We start from the raw sequence: 21,839 nt of genomic DNA, 5'->3' as shown, positions 1-21,839 counted from the left end.
CAGGAGGGTTTTACGATGCCGTTGTTTTCCACACCTACGCAGTTCGCGGCGCTTGCGCTGGTTTTCGTCGCCGGCTGGCTGTTCGGACTGGCGAGCCATCCGGGGGGGAAGAAGTGGAAGGCGCGGTATCTTGCTGAGCGGGATGCGCATGCTTCGGTGAAGAAGGATGGCGATGTTCGGGCGGCTGCGGCGGAGAAGCGGGCGGTCGAGGCTGAGCGGGAGAATGCTCGGTTGGTGAAGGCGGCCGAGGCGGCGCGGGTTGCTCCGGCGGTTGTCGAGCGGGCGCCGGTTGTGGATACTTCGCGGACTGGGGCGCTGTCGGCGGCGCGGCCGGGTTATGCTCGGCCGGCTTATAATGCCGATGGGACCAAGCGTGGTTGGTTCGATTTCGAGCCGCGTCGGTAGGTTGCAGGGGTTAGGTTAGTCCCTGCCCCCTTGTTCTCCCGCGAAGGCGGGAGCCCAGTCTGGGTCCCCGCCTTCGCGGGGAAACATTCTTTTGTTCTTCCACCCCGGCGGAGGCCGGGGGCCAATTGGGGAAGCTAGGTAACTGGAGCTAGTCCTTCGTTACCTTGGACGTTCCAATTGGGCCCCGGCCTTCGCCGGGGTGGTGCTATTGTATGGGTAGCGCTTACTTCTTCGACAGTGCTGCTTGCGCCGCGGCGAGGCGCGCGATCGGGACGCGGTAGGGACTGGCGGAGACGTAATCGAGGCCGACCTTTTCGCAGAACGCGATGCTGGCCGGGTCGCCGCCGTGTTCGCCGCAGATGCCGAGCTTGATGCCGGCACGCGTTTTGCGGCCACGTTCGGCGGCGATCTCGATCAGTTCGCCGACGCCTTCGACGTCGATGCTGACGAACGGGTCCTTGGCGTAGATCCCCTGCTCGACATACGCGCCGAGGAAGCGCGAGGCGTCGTCTCGGCTGACACCCAACGTGGTCTGCGTCAGGTCGTTGGTGCCGAACGAGAAGAACTCGCCGACTTCCGCGATTTCACCGGCGCGGAGCGCGGCGCGGGGGAGCTCGATCATCGTGCCGACGAGATACTCGATCGTCCGGCCCTTCTCGGCGAACACAGCTTGCGCGGCCTTGTCGACGACCGCCTTCATCAGTTCCAGCTCGCGGCGGGTGGCGACGAGCGGGATCATGACTTCGGGGATCGGGGCCGCGCCAGACTTCTCGGCGACGTCGACCGCTGCCTCGAAAATGGCGCGGGCCTGCATCTCGTAGATCTCGGGGTAGGTCACGCCGAGACGGCAGCCGCGGTGGCCGAGCATCGGGTTGAACTCGTGCAGTTCCGCCGCGCGGCGCTTGAGTGTGTCGACGTCGACGCCCGCCGCGGTCGCGACTTCAGCGAATTCGGATTCCTCGTGCGGCAGGAATTCATGCAGCGGCGGATCGAGCAGGCGGATCGTCACCGGCAGGCCGGCCATGACCTCGAGGATCTCGGTGAAGTCCTTGCGCTGTTCGGGGAGCAGCTTCTCGAGCGCGACGCGGCGGCCCTTCTCGTCCGAGGCCAGGATCATCTGGCGGACGTTGGTGATGCGGCTGCTCTCGAAGAACATGTGCTCGGTGCGGCAGAGACCGACGCCCTCGGCGCCGAATTCGCGCGCGACGCGGCAATCCTCGGGAGTCTCGGCGTTAGCGCGGACTTTCAGGCGGCGGACCTCGTCGGCCCAGACCATCAAGGTCGCGAAATCGCCCGACAGCTCGGGCTGCACGGTCGCGACCGCGCCGATCATCACTTCGCCGGTGGTGCCGTCGATGGTGAGCAGGTCGCCCTCCCTCACCTCGCGGCCGCCGCAGCGCATGATCTTCGCCTTGGCGTCGATGGAGAGCGTGCCGGCGCCCGAAACGCAGGGACGTCCCATGCCGCGTGCCACCACCGCAGCATGTGACGTCATCCCGCCACGCGCGGTGAGGATGCCCTTCGCCGCATGCATGCCGTGGATGTCGTCGGGCGAGGTCTCGGTGCGGACGAGGATGACGGCGACGCCATCCGCCGCTTTCTTCTCGGCGGCATCGGCGTCGAACACGACCGCACCCGAGGCTGCACCCGGCGATGCGGGGAGGCCCTTGGTGAGCACGTCGCGCGTCGCCTTGGGGTCGAGCGTCGGGTGGAGCAGCTGGTCGAGCGCCATCGGCTCGATGCGCAGGATCGCTTCCTCGCGGGTGATGAGGCCTTCGTTGGCCATGTCGACGGCGATCTTGAGCGCGGCCTTGGCGGTGCGCTTGCCGGCGCGGGTCTGGAGCATCCAGAGCTTGGTCTTCTCGACCGTGAACTCGATGTCCTGCATGTCGCGATAGTGGTTTTCGAGCGTGTCGAACACGTCGGCGAGTTGGGTGTAGACCTCGGGCATCGCCTCTTCCATCGAGGCAGGCTTGGCGCCGGCGTCTTCGCGCGCGGTCTTGGTCAGGTATTGCGGGGTGCGGATGCCGGCGACGACATCCTCGCCCTGCGCATTGATCAGGAATTCGCCGTAATAGGCGCGGTCGCCCTTCGACGGGTCGCGCGTGAAGGCGACGCCGGTGGCCGAGGTGTCGCCCATGTTGCCGAACACCATCGCCTGGATGTTGACCGCGGTGCCCCAGCCGCCGGGAATGTCGTTGAGGCGGCGATAGACCTTCGCACGCTCGGACTGCCACGAGCCGAAGACCGCGCCGACCGCGCCCCAGAGCTGGTCGTGGACGTCCTGCGGGAACGGCTTGCCCCAGAGCTTCTCGACGAGGCCCTTATACTCGGCGACGAGTTTGCGCAGGTCGTCGGCGGACAGCTCGGTGTCGAGCGTGAAGCCCTGGTCTTCCTTGGCGATCTCCAGCGCTTCTTCGAACGCGCCGTGATCGAGTTCGAGGACGACGTCGGCGTACATCTGGATGAAGCGGCGATAGCTGTCCCACGCGAACCGCGCGTCCTCGGACTTGGCGGCGAGGCCTTCGACGGTCTGGTCGTTGAGGCCGAGGTTGAGGACGGTGTCCATCATTCCGGGCATCGAGGCGCGGGCGCCGCTCCGGACCGAGACGAGCAGCGGGTCGGCGGGGTCGCCGAACGTCTTGCCGGTTACGCCCTCGATGTGCGCGAGGCCGGTGGCGACCTCGTCGCGCAGGCCTTGCGGGAACTGGCCGCCCTCGTCGTAATAGACCGCGCAGAAATCGGTCGAGATCGTGAAGCCCGGCGGGACCGGCAGGCCGATCGACGCCATCTCGGCGAGGTTCGCGCCCTTGCCGCCGAGCAGGTTCTTGTCGCCCTTGCCGCCATCCGAAACACCGCCGCCGAAGCGGTACACATATTGGGTCATGGTCGGTCCTCTAAGTGCTTGTTTTTATTAGCAGGGCAAAAGTGAAGTATAGGAAGTGCAGACGCTGGGAGCGGTCTGCACTTCACCTCCAATCAGCCCTCGATCTTCGAAAAATCTGCGACATTGTGCACTGCGGCGCGAACGCGCTCAAGTAGCGCGAGACGGGCGGAGCGCTTGGCGGGATCGGAATCGTTGACGATAACGCTATCAAAGAACGCGTCGATCGGGGCGCGCAGCGAGGCGAGCGCGGCCATCGCGGCGGCGAAATCCTCGCGCGCGATCGCGGCGGTGGCGCGGGGTTCGGCAGAGTCGAGCGCGGTCATCAGCGCGGTCTCTGCGGGTTCGGGGGTGTAGGACAGCATCTTCTCCCTCTCCCCTTCTGCTGTTCCCTCGCGAACGCGGGGGGCCAGGCCCGCACCCTCCCGGAGTTCGCCGCCACTGAGTCCCTGGGCCCCCGCGTTCGCGGGGGAACCGGAAGGTGCTTCCTTCTTCAGGATATTGGCGGCGCGCTTGTAGCCGGCGAGCAGGTTCGCGCCGTCCTCGGTGGTCACGAACGCCTGGAGCGCGTGGACGCGCGCGAGCAGCGTCTGAAAACGCACAGCGCCGGCCAACGAAAAGACAGCGTCAATGAGATCGTGTCGTACGCCATTTAGACGCTGCTGGGCCTCCAATCGCTCAGCTAGGAAGGCCACTACAATTTGAATGACCGAAGTGAAATCGATTATCTTAGTCGCGCTAGGCATTGCCTTAGAAGCGAGCTTTACCTCATCCTCAAACGACAAGTCTTCGCGAGTACGACCCTCAAAATCTCTTACCTCGTTTAGAAGCCGAGCATGCAAGCCTGCATCGTAGGACTGCTTCATAAGCGACGATCCCAGCTCGACGTACGCACTGAGGATCGCAAGGCCCCAATTCACGTTAAGGCCATTCGTCTCGTCGAGACGTATCATGGCAATCGCTGAGCGCCGCAGAGCAAACGGATCTTTCGAACCGGTGGGAAATAGCCCAACCGAAAAAAAGCTGACAATCGTGTCCAGTTTATCCGCCAAGCTTACCGCGACCGTTACCGGGTCGGTGGGGACGTCGTCGCCTTGGCCGACCGGCTTGTAGTGGTCGCGGATGGCGGTGGCGACGGACGGGTGCTCGCCCTGCGCGGCGGCGTAGTAGCCGCCCATCAGGCCTTGTAGCTCGGGGAACTCGCCGACCATGCCGGTTACGAGGTCTGCTTTTGCGAGGCGGGCTGCGCGGTCTGCTAGGTCAGCCAACTCACTGCTCCCTTCCCGCTTGCGGGAGGGGTCGGGGGAGGGGTTGGCCTCAAACGCGGTGGTGGTTGCGTCAGGCCCTCCCCCGACCCCTCCCGCGAGCGGGAGGAGAGCAGAAGAAGGAGCGACTATGCCCTCTTCTACCAGCCAGCGGGCCAGCTTCGCTACGCGGTCGACCTTGTCGGCTACGGTGCCGAGCTTTTCGTGGAAGACGATCTTCGACAGCTTTTCCGCCTGCTCTTCGAGCGGGACCTTCAAGTCGGTGTCGTAGAAGAACTTCGCATCCGACAAGCGCGCGGCGAGGACCTTGCGGTTGCCCTCAACGATGCTGGCGCCGCCGTCGTGCGCGGCGATGTTAGCGGTACAGACGAACGCGTTCGCCAATTTTCCGTCAGCCCCGCGACAGACGAAATATTTCTGGTTCACGCGGGCGGTGAGCTGGATCACCTCGGGCGGGACGTCGAGAAACGCGGGATCGAACTGGCCTAGCAGGGGAATCGGCCATTCGGTCAGCCCGGCATTCTCCGCGACGAGGCCCTCGTCCTCGATCAGTTCGAGGCCGGCCTGCATCGCGGCTTCGCGGGCGTGGTCGCGGATCAGCGTGGCGCGTTCGTCGTGGTCGACGATGACGTGGCAGGCGCGCAGCTTCTCGACATAGTCGTGCGCGCCGCCGATCGTGATCTGGTACGGGTGGTGGAAGCGGTGGCCGAGCGTGGCGGCGCCGCTGGCGATGCCGGCGATCTCGAACGGCACGATCTCTTCGCCGAGCAGCGCGACGATGCCTTGCAGCGGGCGGACCCAGCGGAGCGACTCGGTGCTGGCGGAGGCGTCGCCCCAGCGCATCGACTTCGGCCAGGGGAACGCGCGGACGATCGCGGGGATCGCTTCGGCGAGCACGGCGGCGGTGGCGCGGCCGGGCTTCTCGGTGACTGCGAAGAGCGTGCCGTTGCGGTCTATCAGTTGCTCGCGGGTGAGGCCGGTTTTGCGGAGGAAGCCTTCGAGTGCCTGCGGGGGCGCGGAGGTCTTGGGGCCCTTGGTTTCCTCAGAGACGGCGGCGGTCTCGAGCGGCAGGTCGCGCGCGATCAGCGTCAGGCGGCGCGGGGTCGCGTAGGTGACGATGGCGCTGGTGGCGATGCCGGCCTTGGCGAGCTCGGCGGTGAACAACCTGGCGAGATCGTCACGCGCCTTGGACTGCATCCGGGCGGGAATTTCTTCGGAGCGGAGCTCCAGGAGGAAGTCGGTCATTTGGGTTCGCACGCGAAGAAGAAGGAGTTGGGTTCACGCGGAGACGCGGAGACGCGGAGTAGAAGGGGAGAAGAAAGGTTTGGGGCGCTGCGCGCGGCTGTTCGACGCCGCAGGCGTCTCGCATCGCCAGGCTGGATGCTGGGAGCAAGAACGCGGAAGCCAGACACCCCTTCTCCCTTCTGCTCCGCGTCTCCGCGTCTCCGCGTGAACAAACCTTCTACCGAGCGCATCATGCTGCCCATCCGTGCTTGTCCATCCAGGCGGCGCAGGCGCCTTTCGCGAGGTCGCGGACGCGGCCCATATAGGCTTGGCGTTCGGCGACCGAGATTACGCCGCGGGCCTGGAGCAGGTTGAAGATGTGGCTGGCTTTGATCGCCTGCTCGTAGGCTGGGATCGGGAGCTTGGCGGCCAGTGAGTTCTCGCATTCCGCTACGTGCTTGCGGAACTGGTCGAAGAGCGAGTCCGTGTCCGCGATCTCGAAGTTCCACTTCGACATCTCCTGCTCGTTCTCCAGGAATACGTCGCCGTAGGTGACCCCGGCGTCGTTGAACGCCAGATCGTAGACCGAGTCCTTGTCCTGGATGTACATCGCGAGGCGCTCGAGCCCGTAGGTGAGTTCGCCCGCGACGGGCTTCATGTCGAAGCCGCCCATCTGCTGGAAATAGGTGAACTGAGTCACCTCCATGCCGTCGCACCAGACTTCCCAGCCGAGCCCCCAGGCGCCGAGCGTCGGGCTTTCCCAGTCGTCCTCGACGAAGCGGATGTCGTGCTTCAGCATGTCGATGCCGATCGCGGCAAGGCTGCCGAGGTAGAGTTCCTGGAGGTTGGCGGGGGATGGTTTCAGGATGACCTGATACTGGTAGTAATGCTGGAGTCGGTTGGGGTTCTCGCCGTAGCGGCCGTCGGTCGGGCGGCGGCAGGGCTGGACGAACGCGGCGTTCCACGGTTTCGGCCCGAGCGCGCGGAGCGTCGTGGCGGTGTGGAAGGTGCCCGCGCCCATTTCCATGTCGTAGGGCTGCAGGATCAGGCATCCGTGTTCGCTCCAGTAATCGTGGAGCGTGAGGATCATGCGCTGGAAGCTAAGAGGCTTTATCACGGGCTGGGTCACGCGCGGGCTTTGGCGGATGGGGGTGCGGGAGGCAAGTGGTGCGTTGCGACCGGGCGTCCTACATGGGGCCAAACCAATGATGAGGATGTCGTCGCCTTGAAGCTGTTTTCGAAGATCGTTTCGTTCCGATCCACGCTCTCTGCCATTGCCATGGCGTTCGCCCTGCCCGCCTGTGCGCAGGTTGCGCCGAAACCGGCGCAGGCCGCGAACGATGCCGATCCGGCCTTGTGGGTGGTGAAGGACAAGGACACGACGATCTACCTGTTCGGGACGATCCATGTGTTGAAGCCCGGCATGACGTGGTTCGACGAGGCGGTGAAGACTGCGTTCGATCGCTCGAACCAAGTGGTGCTGGAGCTGGTGATGCCCGATCCCGCCAAGATGCAGTCGCTGGTGATGGCGACGGGCGTGGCGAAGGACGGGCCGACGCTGACCGAACAGCTGCCCGCGGACAAGCGTGCGGCGTATGCGAAGGCGGTGACCGATCTGGGGCTGCCGGCGAATGCGTTCGATCGGTTCAAGCCTTGGCTGGCGGCGACCAACCTGTCGATCGCGCCGCTGTCGAAGCTTGGGTACGACTCGGCGAACGGGCCCGAGCAGGTGATTACGGCGGCGGCTAAGGCTGCGGGGAAGCCGGTGATCGGGCTTGAGACGGCGGAGCAGCAGTTGGGGTATTTCGGGGGATTGTCGAAGACGGCGCAGCTGCAGTTTTTGGGGAGCACGATCGACGAACTGCCTAAGCTGGAGAGCACGATGGCGACGATGGTCGACGAGTGGGCGAAGGGGGATCCCGAGGCTTTGGCCAAGGAGATGAACGATAGTTTGAAGGATTCGCCCGAGGTCGCGAAGGTGCTGCTGGTGGACCGCAATGCGCGGTGGGCGGAGTGGGTGAAGACTCGGCTCGGGACGCCGGGGACTGTGTTCGTTGCGGTCGGTGCTGGGCACCTCGCGGGCAAGGATAGTGTGCAGGCGCAGTTGGCGAAGCTTGGGGTGAAGGCCGAACGGGTTCGGTATTGATGCCCGAGTCCCTCTCCCCTCGGGGAGAGGGAGGGAGGAGCCCTTGCGACGGAAGGGTGAGGGGGAGTTGGCGCGAACGTCCCGAGCCTCACTCCCCTCACCCTCCCACGTGCAAGCACACGTAGGCCCCTCCCTCTCTCCGGAGGGGCGAGGGTTTAGTTGATTAAATCCCCCACTTCCGCTATGCGCCCGCGCTTCCGGTTCATGGTCATCCCTGGAGGCGTGGGCGGGAAGGACAACAAACGAGTTTCGGAGAATATAGATGAGCGACCAGTTGACGCTCGCAGCCGAGACGCGTGACCGGGTTGGCAAGGGAGCCTCCCGGGCGCTGCGTCGTGATGGCCGCGTGCCTGCCGTGATCTACGGCCTGAACCAGGAACCAACCTCGGTTCACCTCGAGGAAAAGGCGCTGATGAAGGCGCTGATGACCGGCCACTTCATGAATTCCGTCGTGATGGTCAACGGCGTGCGCACGCTGCCGAAGGACGTCTCGTTCCACCCGGTTTCGGATCGTCCGATCCATGTCGATTTCCTGCGCATCGGCGAGCATTCGACCGTCACCGTCGCGGTGCCGATCGCGTTCACCGACGAGGACGACGCACCGGGCATCAAGAAGGGCAAGGGCGTCCTCAACATCACGCGTCACGAGATCGAGCTGGTCGTCGACGCTTCGGACATCCCGAGCGAGATCACGATTTCGCTCGCCGGTCTGGAGATCGGTGATTCGATCCACATCAGCGACGTGAAGCTGCCCAAGGGCGCGACGCCCGCGATCGACGACCGCGACTTCGCGATCGCCACGATCGTGCCGCCGACCGTGCCGACCGTCGAGGACGAGGAGCTCGAGGCTGAAGTCGCCGAAGCTCAGGCAGCCGAGGCTGCTTCGGACGAAGAGCCGGTCGTTGAGCCGAACGACGACGACAACGACGACGACAAGATCACGCCGCAGAAGAAGGACTGAGGGTTCAGCCCTTCGTCTTAGGATGATCTGGCGGGCGGGAAAGCTAGGGCTTTCCCGCCCGTTTCGTTTTATGGGCTTGCCCTGCCCTCCTGTTCCCTCGCGAACGCGGGGGCCCAGGATCAAGCAGCGGTGTCGCCGTTACCCTGGGCTCCTGCGTTCGCAGGAGAACACGGTTGAGTGGCCGACGCGGTCTTTTGGAGAATCACACGTGCAGATCTGGGCGGGACTCGGCAATCCGGGGGCGCAATATGCGATGCACCGGCACAATGTCGGGTTCATGGTCGCCGACGCGATCGCCGAGGTGCACGGCTTCGGCGCGGTCAAGAAGCAGTTCCAGGGCTGGACGCAGGAGGGGCGGATCGGCTCGACCAAGATCCTGTTGCTGAAGCCGGCCACCTTCATGAACGAGAGTGGGCGCGCGATCGGCGAGGCGTTGCGCTTCTACAAGCTCGGCGTCGAGGCGCTGACGGTGTTCCACGACGAACTCGACATCGCGCCGTTCCGCGTGAAGGTGAAGACCGGCGGTGGGACCGCGGGCCATAATGGCTTGCGCTCGACCGACCAGCATCTGGGACCGGAGTTTCGCCGCGTGCGGCTGGGGATCGGGCATCCGGGGCACAAGGATCGCGTCACTGGCTATGTGCTCGGCAATTATGCGAAGGCGGAAATCGAGCCGTTGAGCGATATGCTCGGCGCGGTGGCGGCGGAGGCCAAGTGGCTGGCGGAGGGCGACGACGTCCGCTTCATGAACGATGTCGCGTTGAGGATGCAGCCATGACCACCCGTTCCTTGTTTGCCACGCGGTTCTACGAGGCCGATCTCGGCGACGACGATCTGGTCGAGGAACTGGAGGATGCCGCGCTCGAACTGGCGAAGGCCGATCGCGCCGGGGTCGCATGGTCGAAGGCGCATGGGTATCGCGGGTATACCTCGTATGCATCGCTGAACGACCTGCCGTTGCGCGATCCGCGGTTCGGGGATCTGGTGCGGCTGCTGAACAAGCATGTCGCGCAGTTCGCGAAGGATTGCGCGTTCGATCTCGGCGGGCGGAAGTTGAAGCTCGACAGTCTTTGGGTGAACGTCCTGAAGCCTGGGGGCGCGCATTCGGGGCATATCCATCCGCATAGCGTCGTGTCGGGGACGATGTACGTGGCGATCCCGGAGGGGGCCGGGGCGCTCAAGCTGGAGGATCCGCGGTTGCCGATGATGATGGCGGCGCCGACGCGGTTGGAGGATGCGGCGGAGGATCTGCGGACGTTCGTTTATGCCGAGCCTAAGCCGGGGAGTGTGTTTCTTTGGGAGAGCTGGTTGCGGCATGAAGTCGTGCCGAATGCTGCCAAGGGCGAGCGGATCAGTATCAGTTTCAATTATCGGTGGTGATCAATGCTCGATCTCTGGTGCTCGCGCTTCTCAATGAAGCTCGCTGCCCGGTCGAGCTTGGGGTTTGAATACAACATGGCGGCACTGGTCGTCTCGAACTGTAACTCGTCCTGCAATTTCAGATGCAGTCAGGTTCGGGGCCATAGGTTTCATATCGGTGTTGATCTGCAGCCGCTTGCAGGCCGTGCGAGCAATATGCATGATCGCGTCGAAACTGCTGACGCTGACGGTTTTCCCTAGCTCCGTTCCCTTCGCTTCGTCTGGGCTGGAGAAGAGGTCATCGTGCGACAACCCCATACACTCCACGGCATCCCAAACGGTCGAATGTTCCTGCGCCTCGATCGCGTCTTTTGACGCAAGCGCTGTGTTGGCACCCAATGTGTTAATTGGCCGGCCCGATTTCGGCTTGCAGGTCGTCATGTTCGCCGCCACCACTTCCATACCAGTGCGATAGACACCCGTGGCACGGTGCAATCCGCCGGCGGCTTCCGAGACAGCCCTGATCGCGTTCAATCCAGCCGACAAGACATTGCCCTTCGCCGAATCCTGCAAAAACGATCGAACGCGCTCCTCAGGTAGAGCGGCCAGCATCAGCCTTGATATCCGCGCTTCCATCATCGGCACGTCGCTTTCAAACAAGCTATAATAGCCGCCAGTGCACGCGACATAGTTTGCAGGCGGTAGCGTCGGAAGCCCATTGATCGGAGAAAGATATGGGTTCTTACCCTTAACCTTGCAGGGCAATTGCCCGTCGACCGGATAGAGACTTGCACCTGCATAATTAATCTCGTCCGCAGCGGCGGCAAGATAATCGACGAAGGCGTCCGCATCCTTACCGTCCCGAATGGTGGCGGTGCCCATCCGGGCCGCCATCGCCATGATCAGTGCCGCCCTGAACAACTGCAACTGCTTCGATCTCGACGCATCGAATGTTCGCTTATCGAGCAGATATCCGGGATACCCCCCTGGGTGACGGACATCCCGCAATATCGGGCCGCATCCCGTTGTCATCGCCGCGATAAGCACAAATGCAGTGATTTTCTTGTACATTGCGACGCCCCGACTATTCGAGGTCACACACTACGCTAATCTACGAGTTATGCCGAAAACATGATCGATTACGGAGCAGTATTTAAGTTCGATTGGTACAATACTGACGAAATAGGTTAGCTTCCGAAACTTGAAAGAACTGCCGGCCCTTCCAGTCAGAAAGGCCGGCTTCCCATCAGGCCGTCTTCATCGAAGCCATGTCGATGACGAAGCGGTATTTCACGTCGCTCTTCACCATGCGCTGATACGAGGGTTCGATCTCGTCCATGCGGATCATCTCGATGTCCGATACCAGGCCGTGCTCGTTACAGAAATCGAGCATCTCCTGCGTCTCGGCGATGCCGCCGATCAGCGAGCCGGCGATCGCGCGGCGCTTGAAGATCAGGTTGCCGACCGAGGGCGACGGATGCGCGTGCTCGGGGACGCCGACCAGAGTCATCGTGCCGTCGCGCTTGAGCAACGCGGTGAACGTGTCGAGGTTGTGGCTCGCTGCGACGGTGTTCAGGATGAAGTCGAAGCTGTTGTCGTGTTCGGCCATCGCGGCCTCGTCCTTCGACACGATCAGGTCCTTCGCGCCGAGACGCTTGGCATCGTCGCGCTTGTTGGGCGAGGTCGAGAAGACATAGACCTCGGCACCCATCGCGTTGGCGATCTTGACACCCATGTGGCCGAGACCGCCGAGACCGACGATGCCGACCTTCTGGCCGGGGCCGACCTTCCAGTGCTTGAGCGGCGAATAGGTGGTGATGCCGGCGCAGAGCAGCGGCGCGACCGCGGCGAGGTCGGCTTCGGGATGCGAAACCTTCAGTACGAAGCCTTGGTCGACGACGATCTTGTCCGAATAGCCGCCGAAGGTGTGGCCGCCCAGCACGGGATCGGGGCCGTTATACGTGCCGACGAACCCGGTGGTCTCGCAATATTGCTCCTCGCCGTCCTTGCACGACGGGCACTCGCCGCAGCTATCGACCATGCAGCCGACGCCGACGACGTCGCCGACCTTGAACTTGGTGACGTCGCTGCCGACGGCGGTGACGTGGCCGACGATCTCGTGGCCGGGGACGCAGGGGTAGAGCGTGCCTTCCCACTCGCCCTTGGCGGTGTGGAGGTCGGAATGGCAGACGCCGCAGAATGCGATGTCGATCGCGACGTCGGTCTTGCCGGGCTCGCGGCGCTCGAAGCTGAACGGGGCGAGCGGGGTTTCGGGGGATTGCGCGGCGTAGCCATGGGCGGTCGTGGTCATGAAGTTCCTGATCTATCTCGAGCTGGGATCGGGATATAAGTGGCGACCATATAATAACTACCGACCGGTATGATTATTTTGCTGCACTGCGGCAATCGAGTGGGTCGATCAGGAGGGACGCGGAACCGTGCCGCAAGGCGTGGGCTTCTCCCCTCCCTGGAAGGGAGGGGTTGGGGGTGGGTCTGTGTCCGGATCGGGGAACGGTTGCGGCCAAAGCTGGCCTACCCACCCCCAGCCCCTCCCTTCCCGGGAGGGGAGCAGGACTGCAAACACGGGCCGTGCGCGGCCTCCACTGGCCTTCCTTGCCGCCCTGCCCTAAAGCGCCACCACATTCTTATACCAAGGGCATATCATGGGTTTTCGCTGCGGCATCGTGGGGCTGCCGAACGTCGGCAAGTCCACTCTCTTCAACGCGCTGACCGAGACGGCCGCGGCGCAGGCGGCGAACTATCCGTTCTGCACGATCGAGCCGAACGTCGGTAACGTCGGCGTGCCCGACAAGCGGCTCGACGCGCTCGCGAAGATCGCCGGATCGCAGAAGATCATCGAGACGCAATTGGGCTTCGTCGACATCGCCGGCCTCGTACGCGGCGCGTCGAAGGGCGAAGGGCTCGGCAACCAGTTCCTCGGCAACATCCGCGAGGTCGACGCGATCGTCCACGTGCTGCGCTGCTTCGAGGACGGCGACGTGACGCATGTCGACAACAAGGTCGATCCGATCGCCGACGCCGAGACGGTCGACACCGAGCTGATGCTGAGCGACCTCGAAAGCCTCGAGAAGCGGGTCCCCAACCTCGCCAAGAAGGGCATGCAGGGCGACAAGGAGGCCAAGATCGGTGCGGCCGTGCTTGGCCAGGCGCTCGAACTGCTCCGCGAAGGCAAGCCCGCGCGGCTGACCGTGCCGAAGGACGAAGACGAGGCGCGCGTGTTCGCGCAGGCGCAGTTGCTGACCGCGAAGCCCGTGCTGTACGTGTGCAACGTCGACGAGGGCGATGCGGCGAACGGCAATGCGCTGTCGGCGCGGGTGTTCGAGAAGGCGAAGGCCGAGGGCGCCGAGGCGGTCGTGGTGTCGGCGGCGATCGAGGCGGAAATCGCGACGATGCCCGCCGAGGATCGCGGCGAATTCCTGGGCGAGCTGGGGCTGGAGGAGACCGGCCTCGCGCGCGTCATCACCGCCGGGTACAAGCTGCTCCATCTGCTGACGTTCTTCACGGTCGGCCCGAAGGAAGCGCGTGCCTGGACCGTCCACGAGGGCGCGACCGCACCGCAGGCGGCGGGCGAGATCCACGGCGATTTCGAAAAGGGCTTCATCCGCGCCGAGACGATCGCGTTCGACGACTTCATCGCGCTGGGTGGGGAATCGAAGGCTCGCGAGGCGGGCAAGCTGCGCGCGGAAGGCAAGGCCTACGTCGTCCACGACGGCGACGTGATGCACTTCCTGCATAGCTGAGGATTTGGCGGCGGCGGGTCAGCGATAGGGTTCGCAGGCGATCCCGTCGCCGTCACCGTCCATGCCGGCACGATAGCCTGGCTGGCCACGATGTAGCGGTGCGGCCCCCGCCGCCCGCACTTCGCGGCACCCGCGGTAGAATACCGAGCTTTCCGACTGGGAGCTGGTTGAAGGGCGGGCCGGTGGCGATGATCCAAAAGCCGGTCGAACGACGTTGTAGGGCTCGGCGTCTGCTACGCGTCGTGCAGGCGCGACGGCGTGCCGCCGCACCACCGGCGGCGCGGCAATCACCATATCGGGGACCGCCTTGGTATCGACGATAGCCGGGGCAGGAATCGGCTGCGGCTCAGTGGCTTTCCAGACACCGGCAAACATCAATGTCGAGGCGATCGCCGTGACCGCGATAAAGGAACGCTCCATGACGCCACTATACGGGCCTACTGGTTGACGAATATTTATCGGTGGCTGCTGCCCCAAGGGCGAGACGGCAACAACGCGATGTCTGCTATGGAGAGGATAGCTGCCATCCGTCTTTAGCGCGAAAACCACCAGATCAATCCGGTGATCAACGCCACAAACACGATCAGCATCATCAAAGCGGCTAGCCAAGCTGCTGCGCGACCATACCTTTCGTCGACATACTCAACGATGGTTCCGGCCCAAGCGATGAACATTACATCATCCATCGCTGGATCGTAGCAGAGTGGCAGTCGTCCGCAATTGGGCGGAAGCCGACCGGCTGCTTTGCGCCCGTCGTTGATGCAAAACTTTTGATTTTTGCATCATGAATGGCCGGGTTGGAGAGGAAAGCGGACTGGCTGCTTTAGGACGATTCCCGCCCATATCGGCCCTCTGGCCTCCAGCTTCGAGGCATCGCTCCTTCGTCGTAGCCAGAACATTCACAGCCATCGACAGTGCAAAGCATCTGCTCTGCCGTGCCAGCATGGTGGTAGCCGATCGCATGCCCGCACTGGCTGCAATCCCCTGTGCCTATGCTATTTGGCGGTTTGATTGATGTGCGATGGGGTCGCCGCAAGAGTATGTCGAGAAAGCTCCGCTTGCGGATGATCTCCCCAGTCCCCCAAGCCGGCACCTCGTGCTTGGGGTCCAGAAAGCCTTGGATCTTGATAAGGATGGGGCCACCAACCCCCTCCTTCCAATCCGCATCCCATGTGACCGACATATACGGCCCCTCGTTCTGCGGTCGCGTGTAGGTAGTCCCGATCGGAACGCGTTCCGCGAGATCAGCCCATGCGAAGTCCGCAACTTCGTATGCGACGTCGCTAACGCGGAGTTCAAGTTCATCACGATCGGCGTCGGTGGGCATGCGCAGAGACTGAATGAATGGCGGCTAACGGGCAACCTACATCGGCACACGAATGACCGACTATGGGCGTTAGGCGTCGGTCTTGGTATGATCAGGCAATGCCAGTGGCCGTCTTGCGGCCTTGCGACCTGCCGCGGCGACTATGACTGCGCTGGACAGGAGGATGCTGGATACGAGCGCGCCGACCGACAGAAGACCGGCGGTGGTCATTGAAGCGTCGAGGGTCGTGCGCTTGCCGATCCTGATCGAGACTTTGGCGGCGGGGGCGCTTGGGGTTTTGGTTCGTTCGGGGTGCGTTGGGGTCTTCATGCGCCGAGGCTGAACCTTTCGCGGGTTTCGGGCAAGTCGGCGATTTGGTGCGACCACGGCTTAGCTGCGTTCGACGGAAGACTGCGAGGTTGTGGCGGGACGTGCGCGGGGTTAGACCGGCGGCATGCTCGCGCGCCTGATCCTGGCTTTGCTCCTTGCTGCGTTTGCGTTTCCTGCGGTGGCGCCGGCGGCGTGTCATGATGCGTCTGCTGCGCGGGGGCATGCCGTCGTCATGGACATGGCGGCGATGAGCGGGACGCACGAGGCTATGCCAGATCACGAGGCGCCCGACCGGAAGGCTACGCCGCTGCATGGGTGCATCGGGTGCGTGCCGCCTTCGAACTGGAATGCCGCTCGGGTTCTCGGCGTGGCGTTGCGGGAGCCGGTGATGGTGACCGAGCGGGCGGCGGTGCTGGATCTTGGGGCTGGCGTCGCGCCGGCCTTGCGGCCGCCGCGAGAGGCTTGATCGTCGGGTGCCGAGGCACCGTGATTTTCGGGCTTTTCCAAGGATATAGTGATGACTCGATCGAGGTTTCTCACGGCTGGGGCCGTGAGGGCGATGCTGCTTGCGGGCGGTGTCGTGGGGGCGGCGTTGCCGGTTGCCGTGGTGGCGCAACATGCCATGTCGATGCCGGGCATGACGATGCCGGATGCGGTGCCCAAGAAGACGGTGAAGAAGGTCAAGTCGCGGCCGGTGGCTAAGCGTTCGGCTGCCCGGACGGCTCGTCCGTCGCAGTCTGAGGGTATTGTCGATCATTCGACGATGGACCATTCTGCGATGGGCCACCCTGCTCCGGTCGCTCCTCCGACCCCAGCCACGCCGTCTGCGATGCCCGAGGCTATGCCCGGCATGGATCATGCGCAGATGGACCACTCGGCGATGCCCGGGATGGCGATCGATCATGGCGCGACGGGGCATGCGATGATCGCCGACCCGGCGTACCGCGCGGCGTCCGATGCGGCGGTGGCGAAGATGCCGGCGGGATCCGCGATGGCGGGGATGGCGATGGGGACGTCGGCCGGGTTCTATAGCCAGGGTAGCGGGACGTCGCGGCTGCCGGCGGCCGAGGGGCCGATGCGCGGGTATATGATCCAGGCGGGCGAGTGGATGCTGATGGCGCATGGCTATGCGTGGGGCGTCGCGACCGACCAGGGGGGACCGCGCGGGAAGAGCGAGGCGTTCGTTCAGTCGATGGCGATGCTGATGGCGGATCGCGACCTGGGCGACCGGTTCCATATCCAGCTGCGGACGATGAACAGCCTCGAGCCGCTGATGGGCGCGCGGGGCTATACCAATCTGTTCGCGACGGGTGAGCTGGCGAACGACCGGCCGCTGGTCGATCGGCAGCATCCGCATGACCTGTTCATGGAGCTCGCCGCGAAGGTCGATTACCGGCTGGGGAACGGCAACACGGTGTTCCTGTATGGCGGGCCGGTTGGCGAGCCGGCGCTGGGGCCTAGCGCGTTCATGCACCGGGGGTCGGCGCGGTATCAGCCGATGTCGCCGATCACGCATCACTGGTTCGATTCGACGCACATCACCTACGGCGTGGTGACGGCGGGGTATGCGACGCCCGCGTTCCAGCTGGAGGGGTCGGCGTTCAAGGGGCGCGAGCCGGACGAGCATCGCTGGAATATCGAGACTCCGCGGCTCGATTCGTGGAGCGTGCGCGGGACGTGGACGCCGTCGCCGTTCTGGGCGGTGCAGGTGAGCCATGGCCATCTGAAGGAGCCCGAGGCGCAGCATCCGGGCGAGGACGAGAACCGCTCGACCGCGAGCGTGCAATATGCGCGGGGCGGGCTGGCGACGACGTTTGCGTATAGTCTCAAGGACCGCGTGCCGGGGGAGAAGCTGAGCGCGTTCCTGGCGGAGGCTACGTACGAGCTTTCGGCGCGGCATGCGGTGTTCGGCAGGCTCGAGAACGTCGCCAATGACGAGCTGTTTCCGGACGAGGGCGATCCGCTGCATGATCGGAAGTTTCGCGTGACGAAAGCGGAGGTCGGGTATGCGTATCGGGTGCCGATCGTCGGGCCGCTTGGGTTGGCGCTTGGCGGGACTGTGGCGGCGTATGCGAAGCCGGCGGCGCTGGAGGCGGCGTATGGGAAGACGCCGGTGAGCTGGACGTTGTTCAGCAAGTTGGCGGTGGGGTTGTAGGCCGACGGCTCGTGCCGAGTGTTGCGGGCGCCACCTCTCTTTACCTCCCCGGCGGAGGCCGGGGTCCAGTTGGGTAGGCGGCGGTAACGAAGCGCAACGCCGATCAGCAACGTCCCCCAATTGGGCCCCGGCCTTCGCCGGGGGGGGCTTCCCCTGGGACGGCCAGCTAGCCCATGCAAACGGTCGCTTTCGCTCGCCGTTCGTGCCGAGTAAGGACCGCGCGAAGTCGCCACTTGGTCGGGACGAACGGTTATGATGAAGAACGCGCTGGCTCTCCTCGGTTCTGCACTCGGGCTGACGCTCGCCGGGTGTGCGTATCCGTATACGCCCCCTGCCCTTGCGCCGGTGACCACGCCTGCTCCGGCCACGACGGCGGCGGCTGCGATGCCGGGCGAGACTCGGACGCCGGTTACGATTCTCGTGTCGATCGATGGTTTCCGGCCGGATTATCTCGACCGGGGGGTGACACCCAATCTGAACCGGCTCCGCGCGGGCGGCGTGTTCGCGAGCATGCGGCCGTCGTTTCCGAGCATCACCTTTCCCAATCACTGGACGCTCGTGACCGGGCTGCGGCCCGATCGCAGCGGGATCGTCGGCAACAAGATGGAGGATCCCGCGCGGCCGGGCGAGAGCTTCACGATGGCGACCGACGATCCGTTCTGGTGGAGCGAGAGTTCGCCGATCTGGGTCGATGCGGAGAAGGCGGGCATTCGGACGGCGACGATGTTCTGGCCGGGCGCGAACGTCGCGGTGGGCGGCACGGTGAAGCCCGACAGTCACGGTGCGATCGAGGGCGGGACGCGGCCGGAGGACTGGCAGCAGTTCAACCAGCAGGTGTCGGGGACGCAGCGGGTCAATGCGGTACTCGATTGGATGCGGCGGCCGGCCACGATCCGGCCTAAACTGGTGACGCTGTATTTCGATACGGTCGACAGCGCTGGTCATGCGGGTGGGCCGGACAGCGCGGGCGTGACTCAGGCGGTCGCGGATGTCGATGCGAGCATCGGCGCGCTGGTCGACGGGCTTGCCGCGCTGGGGCAGACGGCAAATCTCGTTATCGTCGCCGATCACGGGATGGCGGCGACGAGCAGCACGCGAGTGGTGGCGCTCGACGCGATCGCGTACAAGGCGGACTATCGCACGGTCGAGACGGGGCCGTACGCGACTTTGTTCGCGGTGCCGGGGCATGAGGCGGCGCTGGAGGCGCGCTTGCTGAAGCCGCACGACCACCTGCAATGCTGGCGGAAGGGCGAGATCCCGGCGCGGTTCCATTATGGGCACAATCCGCGCGTGCCGAGCTATCTGTGTCTCGCCGATGTCGGCTGGCGGGTCGATCCGAGCGCGCCGACCAAGGCGTCGAGCGGCGGTTCGCATGGGTATGACAACATGGCGCCGGAGATGCGCGCGTTGTTCATCGCCAACGGGCCGGCGTTCTTGGCGGGCAAGACGATTGCGAGCTTCGACAACGTTGCGATCGAGCCTTTGCTGCGTGATCTGATCGGGTTGCCGGCCGAAGCGGGGCTGGACGGCACCGACGCACCCTTCCAGAAGGTGCTGCAACGATAAGAGGAGAGGTTGTGCAGTATTTCGAGGATATCGAGGTCGGTTGGACCGCGGCGTTCGGTTCCTACGCGGTCACGCGCGAGGAGGTGATGGACTTCGCGGCGAAATACGATCCGCAGCCGTTTCATCTGTCCGACGCAGCCGCCGCGCAGACGCATTTCGGGCGGCTGTCTGCGAGCGGCTGGCATACGTGCGCGATGGTGATGTCGATGGTGGTCGCGAACCTGAAGGAGAACCAGCAGGCGGGGCTCGGGTCGCCGGGAATCGACGAATTGAAGTGGGTGAAGCCGGTGTATCCGGGGGACACTCTGCGCTGAGAAACGAGATCCTGGAGAAGCGCGTGTCGGCGAGCCGGCCCGAGATGGGGATCTTCAAGAGCCGGATGCGGGTGTTCAATCAGGACGACGTTATGGTGATGACGTTCGTGTCTAATGGCCTCGTCGCGACGCGCCCGACGGAAGCGCCGGCCGGTTAATTTTCGGGCTTTTGCCCATCACGACGTCGGGTCTCGCTTGATGCCTTGATATTCACGCGAAGGCGCGACGGCGCTAAGAGAAGATTTGTTCACGCGGAGACGCGGAGACGCGGAGAGAATTAGTATGGCAGAGCTTCGTCGTGAGCTTCACTGCCGTGATGAGTGACCCGTGCCGTTCCTGAACTAATCTCCGCGTCTCCGCGTCTCCGCGTGAACAACTAATCCTTATCTTCGCGCCTTCGCGCCTTCGCGTGAACCAAACCTGCTCTACTTACTGCGCTGGACGACCGCCGCCGCGGTTGCCGCCGCCCTGACGACCGCCGCCTTGCCGTCCACCGCCGAAGCGCTGGCCGCCGCCGCCGCGATTGCCTCGGAATGCGCCGTCGCCGCGATTGCCGCGGAAGCCGCCTTGGGCTTGGGGTTGCTGTGGGTTGGCGACCTGGCCGGGCTGCGGAGGCTGGCCGGGTTGACCAAACTGGCCACGACCTGGACCACGTCCGCGATCGTCGCCGCGGCCGGGACGGCCGTTGCCGAACTGGCCCTGACCGGGCGTGCCGGGGTTGCCCTGGTACCCCGGACGGTTGCCGCGCCAGCCGCCGTCTCGGCCACCATTGCCGCGGTTGCCGAACCCGCCCCAGTTGCCGCGACCGCCATCGTTGCGGTTGCCGCGATATTGCTGGCGGCCCTGCCAGTAACGTTGCTGATCGCCATTCCAGCGGTGCGGGCGGCGATAGCGATCGTAGACGTAGACGCCCGAGCCGGGATAATAATAATCGCCGCTCCAGCCGTAATAGGAGTTCAGGCCACCGTAACCGGCGAAGCCGTCATAGCTACCGCCGTACCCGCCATAGCCTGCGCCGTAATAGCCGTCGCCATAGCCCCCGCCGTAATAGGGATCGCTGGCATAGCCGACGCCCGCACCGCCATAGCCGTACCCGTCGGTGCAACCCGCGACGCCCAGTCCAAGGCCCAAGGCCAGGCCGATAATGCCGAAGCGCTTCATAAACATGGAGAGTCTCCCGTACGTGGAGAGCGGACACAACGCGCCGCCATTCATCGCACAACGGAGTCGGTGTATCGCAAGTTCCATGAATGGGGTCTGACGGGGTTTGGGATTGGCGGGAGTGCGCCTGTGCTTAACCTAACCCGGCATCGCATTCGCGGCGATCAAGTCATGAAGCAAACCGCTACCTCAATACCTCCCCGGCGAAGGCCGGGGTCGAATAGCGACAAAAGAGGTAACGGCGCGCAGCCATCCGTTAGCAACGTTTCCCAATTGGGCCCCGGCCTACGCGCGGGGTGGTGCCGTATTGGGGTACGCGTGACCATTATCAGGTGACCTGCATTAGGTAGCGTGCGTCGGCAAGCGCGCGTCAGTGGCCGGGGAAGTGGATCAGCGCGGTTGCTTCGATGCCGTCGGCGCGGAGCGCGTCCGCGCCGCCGAGATCGGGGAGGTCTACCAGGAACTGCGCTTGCGTGACGACCGCGCCCGCCTTGTGGAGGAGGCGGACCGCGGCGCGGGCGGTGCCGCCGGTGGCGATCAGGTCGTCGACCAGCAAGACGCGGGCGCCAGGGGCAAACGCATCGGCGTGGATCGCGATGCGGTCGGTTCCGTATTCGAGCGCGTAGTCCTCGGCGATGGTGGCGCCGGGGAGCTTGCCGTCCTTGCGGATCAGCAGGACACCGGCTTTCAACGGTGCGGCCAAGGCGGCGGCGAAGAGGAAGCCGCGGGCTTCGATGCCGGCGACGAGATCGACGGGGCCGGAGACCGCCGCGACCATGCGTTCGATCGCGGTCGCCCAGCCGTGCGGGTCGAGCAGCAAGGTGGTGATGTCGCGGAACTGGATGCCGGGCTTGGGGAAGTCCGGGATGGTGCGGATCAGGGCTTTAAGATCGGCGTTGCGCTCGTTGGTATCGGACATGGGCGTTCCCTTTTCGCACGGAGCGGCGGCCGTATCGCGACGTCACGCTATGGCCAAAACGAAAGCGGCGGATCGGGCTCCTC

Annotated in this window: 19 protein-coding genes and 1 pseudogene; 10 read left to right on the top strand and 10 right to left on the bottom strand. The window is 64.5% G+C overall.

What is annotated here, in order from left to right:
- Positions 1-15: 15 nt before the first annotated feature.
- Positions 16-405 carry a hypothetical protein gene (locus BM244_RS10965; RefSeq protein WP_093398886.1) on the top strand — a complete coding sequence of 130 codons (390 nt, stop codon included), beginning with the start codon at positions 16-18 and terminating at the stop codon, positions 403-405.
- A 223-nt stretch (positions 406-628) separates the two neighbouring features.
- Here the strand turns inward: BM244_RS10965 and ppdK are convergent, their stop codons facing one another.
- The 3 genes from ppdK to BM244_RS10950 all read right to left on the bottom strand — a co-directional run bounded on the left by ppdK (position 629) and on the right by BM244_RS10950 (position 6,868).
- Positions 629-3,292, bottom strand: a complete 2,664-nt coding sequence (gene ppdK / locus BM244_RS10960) for a pyruvate, phosphate dikinase (RefSeq protein WP_093398885.1) — start codon at positions 3,290-3,292, stop codon at positions 629-631.
- A 92-nt stretch (positions 3,293-3,384) separates the two neighbouring features.
- A complete protein-coding gene (gene glyS / locus BM244_RS10955) occupies positions 3,385-5,799 on the bottom strand; it encodes a glycine--tRNA ligase subunit beta (RefSeq protein WP_093398884.1) in 2,415 nt (804 codons plus the stop codon).
- A 229-nt stretch (positions 5,800-6,028) separates the two neighbouring features.
- On the bottom strand, positions 6,029-6,868 hold the full coding sequence (locus tag BM244_RS10950) for a glycine--tRNA ligase subunit alpha (RefSeq protein ID WP_093398883.1): 840 nt from the start codon (positions 6,866-6,868) through the stop codon (positions 6,029-6,031).
- A gap of 135 nt (positions 6,869-7,003) precedes the next feature.
- Between BM244_RS10950 and BM244_RS10945 the strand changes: the two genes are divergently transcribed.
- The 4 genes from BM244_RS10945 (at position 7,004) to BM244_RS10930 (ending at position 10,265) form a co-directional block, all read left to right on the top strand.
- Complete coding sequence (locus BM244_RS10945; RefSeq protein ID WP_368086065.1) at positions 7,004-7,924, top strand: TraB/GumN family protein; 921 nt, start codon at positions 7,004-7,006, stop codon at positions 7,922-7,924.
- Positions 7,925-8,186: 262 nt separating this feature from the next.
- On the top strand, positions 8,187-8,885 hold the full coding sequence (locus BM244_RS10940; RefSeq protein WP_056488652.1) for a 50S ribosomal protein L25/general stress protein Ctc: 699 nt from the start codon (positions 8,187-8,189) through the stop codon (positions 8,883-8,885).
- 208 nt (positions 8,886-9,093) lie between these two features.
- Positions 9,094-9,663: an aminoacyl-tRNA hydrolase gene (pth, locus tag BM244_RS10935; RefSeq protein WP_056488650.1), complete on the top strand. Its 570-nt coding sequence runs from the start codon at positions 9,094-9,096 to the stop codon at positions 9,661-9,663.
- Entirely contained in the window at positions 9,660-10,265 is a 606-nt protein-coding gene (locus BM244_RS10930) for a TIGR02466 family protein (protein WP_056047257.1), read from the top strand. The genes pth and BM244_RS10930 overlap by 4 nt, the downstream gene beginning before the upstream one ends.
- 30 nt (positions 10,266-10,295) lie before the next feature.
- Here BM244_RS10930 and BM244_RS10925 read toward each other — a convergent pair whose 3' ends face one another.
- Positions 10,296-11,315 (bottom strand): hypothetical protein, encoded by a 1,020-nt coding sequence (locus BM244_RS10925; protein WP_093398881.1) that lies wholly within the window; start codon positions 11,313-11,315, stop codon positions 10,296-10,298.
- Positions 11,316-11,490: 175 nt separating this feature from the next.
- Positions 11,491-12,555: an NAD(P)-dependent alcohol dehydrogenase gene (locus tag BM244_RS10920; protein ID WP_093398880.1), complete on the bottom strand. Its 1,065-nt coding sequence runs from the start codon at positions 12,553-12,555 to the stop codon at positions 11,491-11,493.
- Positions 12,556-12,907: 352 nt separating this feature from the next.
- Between BM244_RS10920 and ychF the strand changes: the two genes are divergently transcribed.
- Positions 12,908-14,005, top strand: a complete 1,098-nt coding sequence (gene ychF, locus BM244_RS10915; protein ID WP_056047251.1) for a redox-regulated ATPase YchF — start codon at positions 12,908-12,910, stop codon at positions 14,003-14,005.
- An 18-nt stretch (positions 14,006-14,023) separates the two neighbouring features.
- Here the strand turns inward: ychF and BM244_RS10910 are convergent, their stop codons facing one another.
- The 3 genes from BM244_RS10910 to BM244_RS10900 all read right to left on the bottom strand — a co-directional run bounded on the left by BM244_RS10910 (position 14,024) and on the right by BM244_RS10900 (position 15,641).
- Positions 14,024-14,425, bottom strand: coding sequence for an excalibur calcium-binding domain-containing protein (locus BM244_RS10910; RefSeq protein WP_217649111.1), 402 nt, complete (start codon positions 14,423-14,425; stop codon positions 14,024-14,026).
- A 113-nt stretch (positions 14,426-14,538) separates the two neighbouring features.
- Entirely contained in the window at positions 14,539-14,691 is a 153-nt protein-coding gene (locus tag BM244_RS23095) for a hypothetical protein (RefSeq protein WP_175518162.1), read from the bottom strand.
- 710 nt (positions 14,692-15,401) lie between these two features.
- Positions 15,402-15,641: a hypothetical protein gene (locus BM244_RS10900; protein WP_093398878.1), complete on the bottom strand. Its 240-nt coding sequence runs from the start codon at positions 15,639-15,641 to the stop codon at positions 15,402-15,404.
- A 124-nt stretch (positions 15,642-15,765) separates the two neighbouring features.
- On the opposite strand from BM244_RS10900, the gene BM244_RS10895 reads away from it, so the two are divergent.
- From BM244_RS10895 to BM244_RS10880, 4 genes and pseudogenes are all read left to right on the top strand, one after another.
- Positions 15,766-16,107, top strand: coding sequence for a hypothetical protein (locus BM244_RS10895; RefSeq protein ID WP_093398877.1), 342 nt, complete (start codon positions 15,766-15,768; stop codon positions 16,105-16,107).
- Between the two features lie 51 nt (positions 16,108-16,158).
- Positions 16,159-17,796 carry a hypothetical protein gene (locus BM244_RS10890; RefSeq protein ID WP_254784376.1) on the top strand — a complete coding sequence of 546 codons (1,638 nt, stop codon included), beginning with the start codon at positions 16,159-16,161 and terminating at the stop codon, positions 17,794-17,796.
- Between the two features lie 384 nt (positions 17,797-18,180).
- Complete coding sequence (locus tag BM244_RS10885) at positions 18,181-19,362, top strand: alkaline phosphatase family protein (RefSeq protein WP_254784406.1); 1,182 nt, start codon at positions 18,181-18,183, stop codon at positions 19,360-19,362.
- Between the two features lie 11 nt (positions 19,363-19,373).
- Positions 19,374-19,834, top strand: a pseudogene (locus BM244_RS10880) (MaoC family dehydratase).
- 271 nt (positions 19,835-20,105) lie between these two features.
- On the opposite strand, the gene BM244_RS10875 reads toward BM244_RS10880, so the two are convergent.
- Both BM244_RS10875 and BM244_RS10870 read right to left on the bottom strand, forming a co-directional pair.
- Positions 20,106-20,843 carry a hypothetical protein gene (locus BM244_RS10875; RefSeq protein ID WP_254784375.1) on the bottom strand — a complete coding sequence of 246 codons (738 nt, stop codon included), beginning with the start codon at positions 20,841-20,843 and terminating at the stop codon, positions 20,106-20,108.
- A 364-nt stretch (positions 20,844-21,207) separates the two neighbouring features.
- Complete coding sequence (locus tag BM244_RS10870) at positions 21,208-21,756, bottom strand: adenine phosphoribosyltransferase (RefSeq protein ID WP_093398874.1); 549 nt, start codon at positions 21,754-21,756, stop codon at positions 21,208-21,210.
- Positions 21,757-21,839 lie beyond the last annotated feature (83 nt).

It is taken from the genome of Sphingomonas sp. OK281 (assembly GCF_900115295.1).
Taxonomy (GTDB): domain Bacteria; phylum Pseudomonadota; class Alphaproteobacteria; order Sphingomonadales; family Sphingomonadaceae; genus Sphingomonas.
The sequence above is the reverse complement of the archived record's forward strand: the minus strand, read 5'-3'. Positions and strand labels throughout refer to the sequence as shown.

What these genes read in the sequence shown, in the direction of transcription:
- BM244_RS10965 (WP_093398886.1), top strand. Translation starts at nt 16, where the DNA reads ATGCCGTTGTTTTCCACACCTACGCAGTTCGCGGCGCTTGCGCTGGTT.
- ppdK (WP_093398885.1), bottom strand. Translation starts at nt 3,292, where the DNA reads ATGACCCAATATGTGTACCGCTTCGGCGGCGGTGTTTCGGATGGCGGC.
- glyS (WP_093398884.1), bottom strand. Translation starts at nt 5,799, where the DNA reads ATGACCGACTTCCTCCTGGAGCTCCGCTCCGAAGAAATTCCCGCCCGG.
- BM244_RS10950 (WP_093398883.1), bottom strand. Translation starts at nt 6,868, where the DNA reads ATGATCCTCACGCTCCACGATTACTGGAGCGAACACGGATGCCTGATC.
- BM244_RS10940 (WP_056488652.1), top strand. Translation starts at nt 8,187, where the DNA reads ATGAGCGACCAGTTGACGCTCGCAGCCGAGACGCGTGACCGGGTTGGC.
- BM244_RS10930 (WP_056047257.1), top strand. Translation starts at nt 9,660, where the DNA reads ATGACCACCCGTTCCTTGTTTGCCACGCGGTTCTACGAGGCCGATCTC.
- BM244_RS10925 (WP_093398881.1), bottom strand. Translation starts at nt 11,315, where the DNA reads ATGTACAAGAAAATCACTGCATTTGTGCTTATCGCGGCGATGACAACG.
- BM244_RS10920 (WP_093398880.1), bottom strand. Translation starts at nt 12,555, where the DNA reads ATGACCACGACCGCCCATGGCTACGCCGCGCAATCCCCCGAAACCCCG.
- ychF (WP_056047251.1), top strand. Translation starts at nt 12,908, where the DNA reads ATGGGTTTTCGCTGCGGCATCGTGGGGCTGCCGAACGTCGGCAAGTCC.
- BM244_RS10910 (WP_217649111.1), bottom strand. Translation starts at nt 14,425, where the DNA reads ATGGAGCGTTCCTTTATCGCGGTCACGGCGATCGCCTCGACATTGATG.
- BM244_RS23095 (WP_175518162.1), bottom strand. Translation starts at nt 14,691, where the DNA reads ATGGATGATGTAATGTTCATCGCTTGGGCCGGAACCATCGTTGAGTAT.
- BM244_RS10900 (WP_093398878.1), bottom strand. Translation starts at nt 15,641, where the DNA reads ATGAAGACCCCAACGCACCCCGAACGAACCAAAACCCCAAGCGCCCCC.
- BM244_RS10895 (WP_093398877.1), top strand. Translation starts at nt 15,766, where the DNA reads ATGCTCGCGCGCCTGATCCTGGCTTTGCTCCTTGCTGCGTTTGCGTTT.
- BM244_RS10890 (WP_254784376.1), top strand. Translation starts at nt 16,159, where the DNA reads ATGACTCGATCGAGGTTTCTCACGGCTGGGGCCGTGAGGGCGATGCTG.
- BM244_RS10885 (WP_254784406.1), top strand. Translation starts at nt 18,181, where the DNA reads ATGCCGGGCGAGACTCGGACGCCGGTTACGATTCTCGTGTCGATCGAT.
- BM244_RS10875 (WP_254784375.1), bottom strand. Translation starts at nt 20,843, where the DNA reads ATGTTTATGAAGCGCTTCGGCATTATCGGCCTGGCCTTGGGCCTTGGA.
- BM244_RS10870 (WP_093398874.1), bottom strand. Translation starts at nt 21,756, where the DNA reads ATGTCCGATACCAACGAGCGCAACGCCGATCTTAAAGCCCTGATCCGC.